We start from the raw sequence: 12723 nt of genomic DNA on the forward strand, positions 1-12723 counted from the left end.
TCCGACATCAAACTTTTTTCGAGGAAAACCCAATGGCATCGGTCACAATCAACAACGTGCAGAAAGCCTTCGGAGCCGCCAAGATCATTCACGACGTCAGCGTCGATATCGCCGATGGCGAGTTCGTCATCCTGGTCGGCCCGTCGGGCTGCGGAAAGTCGACGCTGCTGCGCATGATCGCCGGACTTGAAACGATCTCGGGCGGCAAAATCGCCATTGGCGACCGCATCGTCAACAATCTTCGGGCACGGGACCGGAACATCGCCATGGTGTTCCAGAACTACGCGCTCTATCCGCATATGACGGTGGCCGACAATATGGGCTTTGCCCTGAAGATCAAGAAAGCCGATCCGGCCGACACCGCCAGCCGCGTCGGCAGGGCCGCCGGCATTCTCGGCCTGGACAAGCTGCTTGACCGCTACCCGCGCCAGCTTTCCGGCGGCCAGCGCCAGCGCGTCGCCATGGGCCGTGCGATCGTGCGCGACCCGCAGGTTTTTCTGTTCGATGAGCCGCTGTCCAATCTCGACGCCAAATTGCGCGTCCAGATGCGCGGTGAGATCAAGGCGCTGCACCAGCGGCTGGGCACCACCACCATCTATGTCACGCATGACCAGATCGAGGCCATGACCATGGCCGACAAGATCGTCGTGCTGCACGACGGTCTTGTAGAGCAGATCGGCGCGCCGCTCGACCTTTACGACCACCCGGCCAATCTCTTCGTTGCCGGCTTCATCGGCTCGCCCGCCATGAACTTCATTGCCGGCCGTATCGAGGAAGGCGTGTTCCGCAGCACCAGCGGACTGACGCTGCCTCTGCCGGAAGGCATCCACCCGGCGCATGCTTCAGGGGGCGACCTGGTCTACGGCATCCGCCCGGAACATATCCGTGCGACGGCCCAGGGCATCCCAGGCAAGATCACGCTTCTGGAAGCGACGGGGTCGGAAATCTTTGCCAAGGTGGATTGTGGTGGCGAAGAGATCTCCTGCCTTTTCCGCGAGCGGCTTGTGCTGAAGCAGGGCGAGCAGGTGCGCATCGAGATCGACCGCGCCTGCGCTCATCTATTCGACGCCAAAACCGGTCGGCGACTGTAGGATTGCAGCCACGGGCCGGAACTGTTGGTGAGCGCGATGGGATTCGAACCCATGACCTACTGATTAAAAGTTCATTCCGAGCCCTTTTGCCAAGCCCTTGCTTTCGTTCGATATTCGCCATGTCCGCACATTAAGGTATTGATTCAAAAGGGACATGTTTTGACAAATCATGACATTATGCGACAATGCCCGCACAACAAAGACCGTCGATTGGACGGACACAGTGCGGACACGGAACATGAAGCTCACGGACACTCTAATCGACAAACTGCCCCTGCCGGCTGCCGGCAACAAGATCACCTATGATGATGACGTGAAGGGCTTCGGCATCCGCGTCACCGCTGGCGGTGCGCGCTCGTTCATTCTGAATTACCGCACCCGGAGCGGCCACGAGCGGCGATATACGATCGGCTCCCGCCCTGATTGGAAAACCGGTCCAGCCCGTGAAGAGGCGAAGAACCTCAAAAAGCAGATCGACGTCGGCGCCGATCCCATGGGCGAGGTTTCAGCGGCGCGGGAGGCAAAGACCGTCGCCGATCTCTGTGACCGGTTCGAAAAGGAACATCTCAGCAAGAAGCGGGACTCGACCGCTCGGGACTACAAAGCCCTGATCAAGAACCATATCCTTCCGGCCCTCAGAAACAAGAAAGTGGCCGAGGTCGAGTTTACCGACATCGACGGGTTGCACCGGAAGATTTCAAAGACCGCCCCTTATCTGGCAAATCGGACAGTCGCGGTGCTGTCCAAGATGTTTGGCCTCGCCATCAAATGGCGGTGGCGCACCGACAATCCGGCCAAGGGCATTGAGCGCAACGACGAGCAGAAGCGCCATCGCTATCTTTCCCCGGCCGAACTTTTGAAGCTCACCGAGGCGCTGACCACGCTGGAGGATCAACAGGCGGCGAACATCTTCCGGATGTTGCTGCTCACTGGCGCGCGCCGTGGCGAGGTTCAAGCTGCGACGTGGGACCAGTTCGATCTCACCGATGGCGTATGGACCAAGCCTGGAGCGACCACGAAACAGAAGACCATGCATCGGGTTCCCCTCTCCGCCCCTGCCCGCCTGTTGCTGACTGATCTGCAGAAAACGGCCAAGCCAGATGCCGTGTATGTGTTCCCCGGTCGCGGCGCCGACCATCGCGTCGAGATCAAGAGCGATTGGCGCGACCTATGCATCGCCGCCGGCATCGTAGCGCCTGAAACCGTGCTCGACGCCAAGGGCCGCGAAACGATCGTGGTGAAGCCCTCAGCCCGCATTCACGATCTACGCCACACCTATGCCAGCGTGCTCGCCAGTGCCGGCCTATCCCTGCCGATCATCGGGGCATTGCTCGGACACTCCCAGCCGGCCACTACAGCCCGATACAGCCATCTTATGGACGATCCGCTGCGGCAGGCCACCGAGCGCGCTGGCTCAATCGTCATGGCCAAGGATAAGGGCGCGGAAGTCATCTCCATCAAAGGGGCCTGACGCCTTCAAAGACAGTTCGTGACACGGGAGACTTGCACGAGAACAAAACAAGCCCTATAAGTGCCGTATCTGGTTCGTTGGATGACGGCCAGATTGCTAGAGCCGGATAGCTCAAGCCCCAAAGCGGGGCGTACGGGATGGATGTCCCAGGTCTTCCGGCAGTCTCAAAATCAAACAAAGCCGGAAGCACCACGCGGAAAATTTAACCCCGCGCTGCGCCCGGCTTTTTGTGATGATTCCGAAAGCCCGCTGCGAGCGCCTACGATGGGAGCTTGCCGGTGATTACTCCGAGCAATAGCGATTCCTCGCATGAACGTATCCTGGGCGGCTATCTGGATCGCGCGGCCCTTGCTGCGGAACTTCGCGTCAGTCAACGCACGCTAATCCGCTGGCAGCACCAGCCGGAAGGCCTTCCCTATGTCGAATTGGGCGGGCGCATTCTCTACCGGGTCTCTTCGGTCCGCTCTTGGATCGAGGGTAAGGAGACAAAGCCCAATCCGCGCAGGAGGGCCGCGTAATGACCGGCCTCGACCATGAACACAGCGCCGCGATCGATACGGCTGCGGAATGGCTCGCCAAGAGTTCGCGCGACCGTATCCGGCGTCCGATCATCACCGAGTTGCGAGAGAGATACGGCCTTAGTGTCGCCGAGGCATGTGAAGTCTGTCGTGAAGCCAATTTGCGGAGGGCTCGCGCAGCATGAAAACCCCGATGCACTTCGATGAACAGATCGACGCAGAATCGGTCGCAAGGTTTCTCACAAAAAGATGGCGCGACGGGTTGAGGCAACCGCGTCTTGGGCAAGAAGCCCATGATGTGTTTCCGGGCCTGACCCTGGCTCAATTCAACAGAGCCGCAACCATCGCATGGGAAAGCCTCACGGCAGATGAACGCAAGGAGGCTGCCAATGAGGCCTCCTGAAAAGCAGAAACCGATCGCGGGCAAGGCGACCGGCTTCCAAAAAATCGAGCAGCTTCCCGGCGTGTTCGACAATTCGGAAGATAGACAAAATGCCCGCCTTCTGCAAGCGCGCCGCATCCATCGGCGGTTCGCCATCTCGTGGCCGTTGGCGAACGCGGTCGCCGAACTCGCCTTCGGGAGGGTGCCGGCATGACAATCCGCCCCAACCTCCCAGCCGTCGAAGATTTGCACATCGATGCCGCAGTCCGTCATTTGTCCGCAGCGCGAAATCATCTTCAGTGCGCCGTGATCGGCTTTGACGATGCTGGCTACGAGCACGACCCGACCGCGCGGGCATACAGCTTGGTCGCGGCCATCGTTGCCGAGTTCAAGGGCAGGCCGTCGCCTGTGCCGCCGCCGCCCCCTCTCTACATCGTCAACGCCGCCAAAGACTATCGTCGCCAGGCGCGGAGGACCTATTGATGAGCGACCTCCGACCCGATCCCGTCGACGACGCCATGATTTGGGCAACGGCGCACTGGTGGACAGCGGCACGCCCGCTGCTCCCGGTGCTGGTGCGCAAATTCAAAATCTCGGACCAGGAAGCGATGCAGGCCATTCGTGCTGCCTCCGATGTCATCACGAGGCGCCCGACATGAACGAGATAGATGAAGTTTTCGCCGGCAAGGCCGTCCCGCGTGGCAACAAGATTGTACCGATCGCCGAGCACAGGCAGAAGCGCGGGCGGCGCGGCACAAGCCCTGCATGGCTCGACGATTGCATATTGCGCCCCAACGGCGCCCCGTTTCCCATCCTGGCAAACGCGCTGATCGGCCTTCGGGCAATGATGCCCGACGCCTTCGCCTATGACGAAATGTTGTGCATGACTGTGCTTCGCCGCCCGCTCGACGAAGATCCGTCTTTTCAGGTGCAGCCTATCACGGACTCGGATATCAGCATCGTGCAGGATCGCCTACAGCACGCCGGACTCTCTCAGCTAAGCCGGGACGTCGTATATCAGGCCGTCACGCATCGCGCCCATGAATGCCGGTTCCACCCGATACGGGACTGGCTTGACAGTCTGGAGTGGGACGGGACTGAACGGTTGCCTTCCCTGTTTCCCGTGTACCTCGGCGCCGACGCATCGGCCTACACCGCTGCCATCGGGCGCATGTTTTTGATCTCGATGGTGGCACGCATCTACAGGCCTGGGTGCAAGGCCGATCACTTGCCGGTTCTGGAGGGCAAGCAGGGGACTATGAAATCCTCCGCATGCCGGGTTCTTGGCGGCGAATGGTTTTCCGACGCACTCCCCGACATCAGCACCGGCAAGGAGGCCTCGCAACATCTGCGGGGCAAGTGGTTGATCGAAGTCGCCGAGATGCACGCGATGGGCAAAGCCGAGGCAACCATGCTCAAGAGCTTCATCAGCCGCGACACCGAACGCTACAGGCCCAGCTATGGCCGCGCCGAAGTCATGGAGCCGCGCCAGTGCATTTTCGTGGGCACCACCAACCAAAGCGCCTATCTCCGCGACCCGACAGGCGGGCGCCGGTTCTGGCCCGTCAAGACAGGTCGCATTGACGTCGACGCACTGGCCAGCGACCGCGACCACCTCTTTGCCGAGGCCGTGGCACGTTTCCATCGCAATGAGCCATGGTGGCCGAACAAGGACTTTGAGGCCAAGCACATCGCGCCCGAGCAGGAGGCCCGTTACGAAGGCGATACCTGGGAAGAGACCATTCGGGATTTCATCGCGACCCGTAGCAAGGTGCTTGTGGGCGAGATCGCCAAAGAGGCGCTGCATTTCGAAACCAGCCGGATCGGCCGCGCGGACCAGAACCGTATCATCGCCGTTCTGGAGCAAATCGGGTGGGCGCGGCAACCAAAGGACTGGAAAGGCAACGTCCCATGGGGGCCAGCACCAAGAGCTTGAGCACCACGGATGACGGACAACCACGGACGATATTTACATAGAGGACTTGGGGCTCTGTCAGGTCTTCTATGGAAAATCATCCTTGGTCATCCGGTTATCCGTGGTTTCGCATCCTGAAATAGGGCCACAGACATCGCTGCCCGCCCTCGCCTTTTCTGGCTCAATACTCGGTCCCGGCCTCGCCATTCTGGTAGCGTGACAGCGCGTGACACTGATTGATTATCAGTAGACAATTTATGACAATACATTGTTATTGCTTGCTTTTATTTGCAAACAAGATGAGCGTGTCCGCACTGTATCCGCAGTCGAGGTCAGAAAATTGCTCACAGAAGCCGCCGACATGGAAGCCGAAAGCCAGGCCGCTACCCCATCGAAGGGTGGCAGTAAGGCGCGCCTCGTTACGTTCGATGATCTCGACAAGCGCACGAAGGCCGCTCAACAGGCAATTGAGTTTCGCGATGTCTTGATAAGCGAACGCGGCGGCGATGACATCGGTGCGCTTCGCATGGCCATCATTGAAGACGTGGCCTGTACCTCCGCCATGATCCGCGATGCGCAAGTGCGATGGCTTCGAGGCGAACAGATCAGCCTGTCAGAGCTTGCAACCCTGCTCAATTGCCGGCGCCGCGATGCCGAGATGATTGGCATCGATCCTGCACCGCGCGACGTGACGCCCTCCCTATCGCAGTACATCGCCGGCAAAGGTCAGGCCGCATGATCTGCGATATCGATACAGCGATCTCAGATCCCAAACTGCTTGGTGCAGCACTCGGCGACATCACGCCATGGCAGACATGGCGCACCATTCTCAAGGCTGCCTTCGGAATGGCGCTGACCACGAGCGAGGCAGCGGTATTCGATCGCCTTTCAGGAGGCCGCAGGGCGCCTACCAAGCGCGTTCAAGAGCTTTGGGTGATAGCAGGGCGACGAGGCGGCAAGAGTCGCATGGCTGCGGCTGTGAGTGCCTACCTCGCAGCGTTCGACGATCACCGGGGCAAGTTGGCCGCTGGTGAGACCGGCTATGTTATGGCTCTGGCGCCGTCCAAGTCGCAGGCTCGCACCGTATCTGGCTACGCCGAAGGGTTCTTTCAGCAGAGTGCTATCCTCCGTGAGCAGATTGAGGCCACCACTGCCGAGGAGATCAGGCTCAAGGGCAATGTGGCGATTGGGGTGCATACGAATAGCTTCCGAACCGTTCGAGGACGGACGCTCTTGGGCGCTGTGTTCGACGAGTCGGCTTTTTGGCGGGACGAGACGAGTGCCAGCCCCGACGTCGAGGTCTACCGGGCGATCTTGCCTGCCCTAGCCACCACGGGAGGGTTGCTGGTCGGCATCTCCTCGGCCTATCGCAAGATTGGGCTGATTTATACGAAGTTTCGAGACCACTTCGGTCAAGATGATCCTGACATTTTGGTTATCCGAGCAGGAACGGAAGACCTAAACCCGACGATCGACAAGCGCATTATTGAACGCGCTCGAAAGGCTGACCCAGAGGCGGCTTTTGCCGAATGGGATGGCGAGTTCAGGAACGATCTTAGCTCGTTGCTTGACGACGCCTCGATCGACGCGGCGATTGACCCGGATCGCCCGATGGAATTGCCACCTCGCGACGGCGTTAAGTACGTCAGCTTCACCGATGCTAGCGCCGGTCGGCACGATAGCTTCACCATCTGCGTTGGACACACGGAGAGCGATCGCTTCATTGCTGATGTGGTCCGGGGCCGTCGCGCACCGTTTGACCCGAACGATGTCGCGAAAGAGTTCGCCGGGATTGCCAAGGCTTACGGCTGCAGCGAAGTGGTCGGGGACAACTTTGCTGGGGAATGGGTCGTCCAGGCATTTAAGTCGGCCGGCATTGGCTACAAGCGGGCTGATCATCCGAAATCTGTGCTCTATCTGGAATCGCTCTCGAGCTTCATGCGCCGCGCGATCTCAATTCCAAATCATAGCCAACTGATCCGTGAGTTGCGGCTCCTGGAGCGACGCACCTCACGCTCCGGTCGGGATAGCGTGGACCACCCTCAAAGCGGTGGCGCAGATGATCATGCCAACGCACTGGTAGGGGCGCTGTGGTCATCCACGAATAGGCAGACGGCGCCCACGGGCTACTCCGTTTCCTTCAGCCGCACCGCCGGACCTTCCGCGTATTCCGTCTCAATGGGTGGGAACAGCCCTTATGACCTCCTAGACCGCGCACTCGCGTCCAAATCCTGAAAGGAACAATAATGAAACCGGACGAATTCCTGACCCAGCACAGCGAGGCCGGCGCCGCGTATGCGTCGAGGCTGGCCGATCTGAAGGCCGCCTACATCGAGTTGTCCGCATTCGACCGTGCAGCCAGCAACGGCGCTGTTGTGAGCCTCCTGCCACCGCAGACCATCAGGAGCTTTGTCGGTTGCCCCACTCACATGCCGGACATGCTGCGCCATCCGCTGTTCGCCGATCAGAACGGCCCCGATTGGAAGCCAGAAATCGATGCACGCGCCGACCAACTCATCCACGCTGTTACGGCCTGAAAGGAACGATCATGAACCGCATCGAAACCCTGAAATCCCGTTGGCGCCCAGAGTGGTCCGAGCGTTCCGACCTGGCGAAGCTGAACGGCTCTTTTCAAAAGTCTCTGCACTTCATCGAGTCGTTGCCGACGCATCGCGCAAAAATCTCCGGGCCGGGCACGCTTTCGCCTAAGGGCATCAATGAAACCGTCCGCGCCGCCGCAGCAAAGGACATCGTCCCGGATCTCCGCCGCGCAAGCTGGGAAGCCGAGAAGGCGACCAACAGCATCAAAAATCAAAAGCTCGCCCTGGCCGTTCCGAAGCCGGACAAGACCGACATTGCCGGCGCGATATTGCGCCAGGAAATCCGGACGATGCTGCGCGGTTTAGATCACGGGGACCGCGTGAGGCTCGTTATGACAGATCCCGAATTTCTGGCCGCCAGCTTCGAAGGCCCGGCCGCCCTTTCCGGTATGACGCCGGAGTTTCGTGCGGATCTTCAGCGGCGCATGATCGAGGAAAAGCACGGTCCGGCGATCGAGGCGATGAAAGAAACCGAGGAGGCGATCGCGGTTGCCACGGCGGCCATCGAGATGGCGGTCGGCACCGTGAGGACGGAATGCGGCTTCGGCGATGGTCCCGACTTTCAGTTCGATCGCTGGATGGCAACGGCCAGCGCCGCCGTCGAGCAGGAAATCGCGGCTGAGAAGGCCAAGATGGAAAAGCCCGCCACCACGGAAATCGTGACCAGGTCGTCCGGCAAAGACCTCGCCAGCGACATCGATAAGATGTTCGCGGGCCTGGAGACATACCAATTCATCGATGGAAAGCTGACCTCGGTCGAAACTCAAGCGGCAGCCTGAGGGAGATGGGCATGACAGCGCTTCCCATTTCCGGCCGAGAGGTCATCTATCTCCCGGCCTGGAGCGCGCTCTCGGTCACCGTTTCCGGCGGCGCGGGCTCGGGCAGCATCGAGCGTCTCGGCAATAACCCCGGCGAGCAATCGTTTGGAGAGATGACACTCACCGCCAACACGACGGTCGGCCCATTCCCGGTCCAGACGAGGCATCTGCTGAGGTGCGTCCCGGCCGCCTATCTTAGTTACGACATCGCCCCGTCCGATTTCCCGGCGGTCACCTCGGACGTCGAGCGCATCATCAAGCTTTCACAGGCTGAGTATGACGCGCTCTCGCCGCCCGACCCCGCCACGCTCTATCTGATTGTCGGCTGATGGTCTGGTTTGCAACACCGGGAATGTCGAACGTCGGCTCGCATTGGTCTTTCGGCCCGACCACCCAGGAAGCGACCAAGCAGCCCGAGCCTGTTGCGGCGACGCCGTTCTCGTTCTCGTCAGTGCTTGGCAGGCAGATACCAATCGTCATCGGCACCGGCAAGGTCGACGGCATCCCGGTTGTCGGAGGAGCATCGACCGTCACCACGATCACCGGCTATACCCAGGTCAAGCTGCACACGCTACAGAGCCTGGACCAAGTCGGCGGCACGGCGTGGCTCAACGATGATCCGTTTTCCCGTGTCGCACTTGTTCCGATCCAGGGATCATCGCAAGTTGCGGCCTTAGGCTATCTCTTGGCCTATGATCCCTTTGGCGACGGCTACACCCTGATCCGCGTCGAGGTAAACGATGAGGTGATCTATGATGCCGAGCAAGGCATCGGCTCATCCGATCAGTTCAGGTTCTATGGCGGCCAGCACACCGCTGTTGATCCGATCACCGCCAATGCCATAGGTGCGGATGCCGGTGCCTGGCAGAATTTCGCCATGCTCTATCTCGACGGCTTCGCGGCGACGAGCCCGCCGACCGTCAAGTGCGTGATTTCGAACGCGGCGACCGAAACCGGGGGAAGTGGAACCATAGCGTGGACCGGCACGCCTCCAAGCGGAATTCTGGACGCCTTCCCGCATGGGTCTGCCTATGATCCCGCCGAGGGCGTCATCTATCAGATCCTCGAGCCAACCGACATTCCGGGGCTCGCCGGGGTCTGGCTTGCCGTTCTGGACATCGATTCGAGGCTGGAGCTCTACCGTGTGCCGCTGGAAGGCTCCGCGCCCTATACGGCGGGACCGGATGTCGTCGACGGTCAGTTGAGCGTTCCCATTGCCATGAACGGGACCGGGCTGGTCTTCGTCCACCTCGACACGCTCGTTACACCGAAGCTGACTGCGGTCTACGACGCCGCCTCGGGCCATCTCATCGCCTCCTACATCGACCCCGTGAACATGGAGTGGCTCACCGTACAGCAGTTCGGTCAACTCTGGGTGTTCATCGGTCACAACTTCGATGCCGGCACCGGGGTCACTGGTATTTTCGATCCCGCCAAGGGGACATTGGAGGTCGACCCGGAAGGTTTCCCAGGCCGATACTCGGTCATCAACGGTAGGGTCACATCGGAGTTCACGTCCTTCTTTACCGCCACGTCGAGCTTTACGGGCGATGCAGACATCTATGAGCTTCGCTTTGACGGTGATGCCTGGACCTCCACGCTGCTGCAGTCACTCACTGGCTTGTCTGGATTGTCGGCGTCCGTTCTCTGGTTTGACCCGGCGACCGGCTATCTTGTCGTTGGTTACATCCTGGCCGACCCGATCTTTCGTTGGCTCTACCTCAACCCAGACACCGGCGCGGTGATCGATACCTTCGACACCGCCAGGATGGGCACCAATGTTTCTTTTCAACTGCCCCGCTTGCACAACCGCCTGATCAGCCTGCCTGGCTTTGTGCTGATGCTTTGGTCAGACGGTGATCCCGATACGCCTGCTTATGAAATCATTTCCCTGAATATTCAGGAGAAGACGATTTCGACCTTTGCTTCTGAAGTGATGCCGCCGGTTCCTACCGACTCTCGATTTATGTATCTGATCGCGGACCAGGCCAAGGCGCTCTGGATGAGCGCCCTTGGGGAATATGTCTGGACCGTGCATCGGCAGCCGAACACGTTGCCGGGTTCGATCACGCTGCAAACCATGGTCACCAAGGTCATGTTCCTTGCCGGGTACCCGCCCGAGGAGCTGACGTTCGAATCCTTCGAAGGGATATCTTTATGATGCCGCTTGCGCTCAAGTCGTTTCCAGACGATCCGGCCAGGGTCCCGAATATCTACGGCGTCCGTGGTGCCGGCGATTGCATGGAACCGCTGATCCCCGAGGGCTCGGATCACTGCTTCACGAAGCTTCAGGTGCCACAGGCCGGCGATGTCGTCGCCGTGTGGTTCGCGCCGCACGTCTTCACCAGCGGCGGCCACGTCCGCTGCAAGCTCTTGGTGGCCTCAGACGCTCAAACGGTCGATCTGGTGATGCTCAACCCGTTTACACGCGTCCGCTTTCAGCGTGTCGACATCCTCGCAATGCACAAATGCTTCGCCATCAGCGAGCCCAACGGCCAAGCGCATTGGATGCACGAGCGCCTGCAAGGCCTCACCTTACACCGGAGAACCACCAATGTTCTTTCTTCGTAGAGCTTACATGGGGTCAAACTTCGCGGCCATGTCGCCGCCGTCCGGATGGGTTCCGCCCGTTGGTATCGGGGATTGGAGCCTAGATTTCCTCAATGAGGTCTACACCAAGGACGCATCGACCGTTGCTATCGCCGATATCATCGACAAGCCGGCAAGGGTTGGTGCCAGCGGGCTCGAAATCCTTGACGATGATGTCGATGGCGTCGTCTCGTCGCTCGGTGACCTGCTCACCGACTACCAGCTTATGGACTGGACCGTCGTCATCGAATGGGAAGAACTGACCACCGATGGCGCCACATATCTGCTCTATCTGGCCGACGTTGATGACGATCACTCTCTCCTGGTGTCAAAAAATACCTACCTTACCGATCTCAGGACGGTTCATGTCCATGAGGGAAGTTTCAACATAAGGGACGTTGGGATCAACACCTCGCATGGTCCCGGTGTCCACAAGATCGCGGTGACCAGGACCAACGCGTTTATCAGCATGTCGTGTGACGGCAGCTCCGTGGTTACACAGGTGGTCGCGCCAATTTCCATGAACCCGATGGCGACCGCTTCATTCGGCGGCGATCCGATCGACCAGTCCTACAATGGCACCTTCATCCGCACGTTGCAGTTGATGGCACCGCAAGCCGACGCTGCCCTGCCCGGGTTGAGCGCATGATGCCGGCGCTCGCCTTCATTGCCTCATGCGCCGTCGTGCTGGCGCTGGCTTGGCCGTTCTGAAGAGGCGGCCCGGCTGTGGCGGTGCGTTACCAACAACCGGGCCAACCTTGGTGGCACGTTCCAATGGGTGACTAAAACGGCAACCAAGTCCCTCCCGCCGGAGAGTTCACGTCCAGCCGCCTGATGGTGTCCCAAGATTAGCGGCAACGCAAATACGCCTTTGGTGTAGGAGAGCGGCGAAGGGAAACGCTCGCTGGCGGGGCGCCCCGCTTCTGACAAATGACCAACTTTTCACGGTCGCTCGAAGTCGCTCAAGTAAGCAATTGCCAACAAATTAACGCGACACCGACAACGCCGAAAAGCACGAGCCCAACGAAATTCATCCAGAAGATTATGGGGGTGTGCGTTGCGTAGGATCAGTCGATTGCCGCGAGCACGAAATGAACCGTCGCGAAACATTAGGAACACCTGACGGGAACTGACCAAAAGGATCGCGAGCCCCCCGAGGAAAAGCAAGACCTTGACCATTGTTCGCCCCAATCTTCGCCATGCCAATGCCGATCGCTAATACTAGAAAGCCGGGCGGGAAACGGTCGGCAGATAGCGTTTGTCCCGCAGGTACGTGGTCAGAACCTTCTCGACCATCGACGACACAGAACGCATGTCGTCCTTTGGCGAGGCCAACGGC

At 59.8% G+C, this 12723-nt stretch carries 16 protein-coding genes; all 16 read left to right on the forward strand.

Annotation, left to right across the window (positions count from 1 at the left end; genetic code table 11):
- Positions 1 to 32 precede the first annotated feature (32 nt).
- The 16 genes from ACFFNA_RS07290 (at position 33) to ACFFNA_RS07365 (ending at position 12033) form a co-directional block, all read left to right on the forward strand.
- Positions 33 to 1091 carry an ABC transporter ATP-binding protein gene (locus ACFFNA_RS07290; RefSeq protein WP_378917018.1) on the forward strand — a complete coding sequence of 353 codons (1059 nt, stop codon included), beginning with the start codon at positions 33 to 35 and terminating at the stop codon, positions 1089 to 1091.
- A 238-nt stretch (positions 1092 to 1329) separates the two neighbouring features.
- Positions 1330 to 2562 (forward strand): tyrosine-type recombinase/integrase, encoded by a 1233-nt coding sequence (locus ACFFNA_RS07295; RefSeq protein WP_378917020.1) that lies wholly within the window; start codon positions 1330 to 1332, stop codon positions 2560 to 2562.
- A gap of 517 nt (positions 2563 to 3079) precedes the next feature.
- Positions 3080 to 3265, forward strand: a complete 186-nt coding sequence (locus tag ACFFNA_RS07300) for a hypothetical protein (protein ID WP_378917022.1) — start codon at positions 3080 to 3082, stop codon at positions 3263 to 3265.
- Complete coding sequence (locus ACFFNA_RS07305) at positions 3262 to 3483, forward strand: hypothetical protein (protein ID WP_378917024.1); 222 nt, start codon at positions 3262 to 3264, stop codon at positions 3481 to 3483. The genes ACFFNA_RS07300 and ACFFNA_RS07305 overlap by 4 nt, the downstream gene beginning before the upstream one ends.
- Complete coding sequence (locus ACFFNA_RS07310) at positions 3470 to 3676, forward strand: hypothetical protein (protein ID WP_378917025.1); 207 nt, start codon at positions 3470 to 3472, stop codon at positions 3674 to 3676. Before ACFFNA_RS07305 ends, ACFFNA_RS07310 begins: the two co-directional genes overlap by 14 nt.
- On the forward strand, positions 3673 to 3945 hold the full coding sequence (locus tag ACFFNA_RS07315) for a hypothetical protein (protein ID WP_378917026.1): 273 nt from the start codon (positions 3673 to 3675) through the stop codon (positions 3943 to 3945). The genes ACFFNA_RS07310 and ACFFNA_RS07315 overlap by 4 nt, the downstream gene beginning before the upstream one ends.
- Positions 3945 to 4121 carry a hypothetical protein gene (locus ACFFNA_RS07320; RefSeq protein ID WP_378917027.1) on the forward strand — a complete coding sequence of 59 codons (177 nt, stop codon included), beginning with the start codon at positions 3945 to 3947 and terminating at the stop codon, positions 4119 to 4121. Before ACFFNA_RS07315 ends, ACFFNA_RS07320 begins: the two co-directional genes overlap by 1 nt.
- Complete coding sequence (locus tag ACFFNA_RS07325) at positions 4118 to 5398, forward strand: virulence-associated E family protein (protein WP_378917028.1); 1281 nt, start codon at positions 4118 to 4120, stop codon at positions 5396 to 5398. Before ACFFNA_RS07320 ends, ACFFNA_RS07325 begins: the two co-directional genes overlap by 4 nt.
- Before the next feature lie 340 nt (positions 5399 to 5738).
- Positions 5739 to 6116: a hypothetical protein gene (locus ACFFNA_RS07330; protein WP_378917030.1), complete on the forward strand. Its 378-nt coding sequence runs from the start codon at positions 5739 to 5741 to the stop codon at positions 6114 to 6116.
- Entirely contained in the window at positions 6113 to 7612 is a 1500-nt protein-coding gene (locus ACFFNA_RS07335) for a terminase large subunit domain-containing protein (RefSeq protein ID WP_378917032.1), read from the forward strand. The genes ACFFNA_RS07330 and ACFFNA_RS07335 overlap by 4 nt, the downstream gene beginning before the upstream one ends.
- An 11-nt stretch (positions 7613 to 7623) precedes the next feature.
- Complete coding sequence (locus ACFFNA_RS07340; RefSeq protein WP_378917033.1) at positions 7624 to 7914, forward strand: hypothetical protein; 291 nt, start codon at positions 7624 to 7626, stop codon at positions 7912 to 7914.
- Positions 7915 to 7925: 11 nt separating this feature from the next.
- Entirely contained in the window at positions 7926 to 8756 is an 831-nt protein-coding gene (locus ACFFNA_RS07345) for a hypothetical protein (protein WP_378917035.1), read from the forward strand.
- An 11-nt stretch (positions 8757 to 8767) separates the two neighbouring features.
- Entirely contained in the window at positions 8768 to 9124 is a 357-nt protein-coding gene (locus ACFFNA_RS07350; protein WP_378917037.1) for a phage upper tail fiber protein, read from the forward strand.
- Positions 9125 to 9246: 122 nt separating this feature from the next.
- Positions 9247 to 10956: a hypothetical protein gene (locus ACFFNA_RS07355; protein WP_378917039.1), complete on the forward strand. Its 1710-nt coding sequence runs from the start codon at positions 9247 to 9249 to the stop codon at positions 10954 to 10956.
- The gene (locus tag ACFFNA_RS07360; protein WP_378917041.1) at positions 10953 to 11366 is read left to right on the forward strand and encodes a hypothetical protein; all 414 of its coding nucleotides are present in this window, start codon (positions 10953 to 10955) and stop codon (positions 11364 to 11366) included. Before ACFFNA_RS07355 ends, ACFFNA_RS07360 begins: the two co-directional genes overlap by 4 nt.
- Entirely contained in the window at positions 11350 to 12033 is a 684-nt protein-coding gene (locus ACFFNA_RS07365; protein ID WP_378917042.1) for a hypothetical protein, read from the forward strand. Before ACFFNA_RS07360 ends, ACFFNA_RS07365 begins: the two co-directional genes overlap by 17 nt.
- The last annotated feature ends 690 nt before the right edge of the window (positions 12034 to 12723 follow it).

Origin of the sequence: Mesorhizobium kowhaii (assembly GCF_042431665.1) — a bacterium.
In the GTDB taxonomy this organism is placed as follows: Bacteria; Pseudomonadota; Alphaproteobacteria; order Rhizobiales; family Rhizobiaceae; genus Mesorhizobium; species Mesorhizobium kowhaii.

What these genes read in the sequence shown, in the direction of transcription:
- ACFFNA_RS07290 (WP_378917018.1), top strand. Translation starts at nt 33, where the DNA reads ATGGCATCGGTCACAATCAACAACGTGCAGAAAGCCTTCGGAGCCGCC.
- ACFFNA_RS07295 (WP_378917020.1), top strand. Translation starts at nt 1,330, where the DNA reads ATGAAGCTCACGGACACTCTAATCGACAAACTGCCCCTGCCGGCTGCC.
- ACFFNA_RS07300 (WP_378917022.1), top strand. Translation starts at nt 3,080, where the DNA reads ATGACCGGCCTCGACCATGAACACAGCGCCGCGATCGATACGGCTGCG.
- ACFFNA_RS07305 (WP_378917024.1), top strand. Translation starts at nt 3,262, where the DNA reads ATGAAAACCCCGATGCACTTCGATGAACAGATCGACGCAGAATCGGTC.
- ACFFNA_RS07310 (WP_378917025.1), top strand. Translation starts at nt 3,470, where the DNA reads ATGAGGCCTCCTGAAAAGCAGAAACCGATCGCGGGCAAGGCGACCGGC.
- ACFFNA_RS07315 (WP_378917026.1), top strand. Translation starts at nt 3,673, where the DNA reads ATGACAATCCGCCCCAACCTCCCAGCCGTCGAAGATTTGCACATCGAT.
- ACFFNA_RS07320 (WP_378917027.1), top strand. Translation starts at nt 3,945, where the DNA reads ATGAGCGACCTCCGACCCGATCCCGTCGACGACGCCATGATTTGGGCA.
- ACFFNA_RS07325 (WP_378917028.1), top strand. Translation starts at nt 4,118, where the DNA reads ATGAACGAGATAGATGAAGTTTTCGCCGGCAAGGCCGTCCCGCGTGGC.
- ACFFNA_RS07330 (WP_378917030.1), top strand. Translation starts at nt 5,739, where the DNA reads ATGGAAGCCGAAAGCCAGGCCGCTACCCCATCGAAGGGTGGCAGTAAG.
- ACFFNA_RS07335 (WP_378917032.1), top strand. Translation starts at nt 6,113, where the DNA reads ATGATCTGCGATATCGATACAGCGATCTCAGATCCCAAACTGCTTGGT.
- ACFFNA_RS07340 (WP_378917033.1), top strand. Translation starts at nt 7,624, where the DNA reads ATGAAACCGGACGAATTCCTGACCCAGCACAGCGAGGCCGGCGCCGCG.
- ACFFNA_RS07345 (WP_378917035.1), top strand. Translation starts at nt 7,926, where the DNA reads ATGAACCGCATCGAAACCCTGAAATCCCGTTGGCGCCCAGAGTGGTCC.
- ACFFNA_RS07350 (WP_378917037.1), top strand. Translation starts at nt 8,768, where the DNA reads ATGACAGCGCTTCCCATTTCCGGCCGAGAGGTCATCTATCTCCCGGCC.
- ACFFNA_RS07360 (WP_378917041.1), top strand. Translation starts at nt 10,953, where the DNA reads ATGATGCCGCTTGCGCTCAAGTCGTTTCCAGACGATCCGGCCAGGGTC.
- ACFFNA_RS07365 (WP_378917042.1), top strand. Translation starts at nt 11,350, where the DNA reads ATGTTCTTTCTTCGTAGAGCTTACATGGGGTCAAACTTCGCGGCCATG.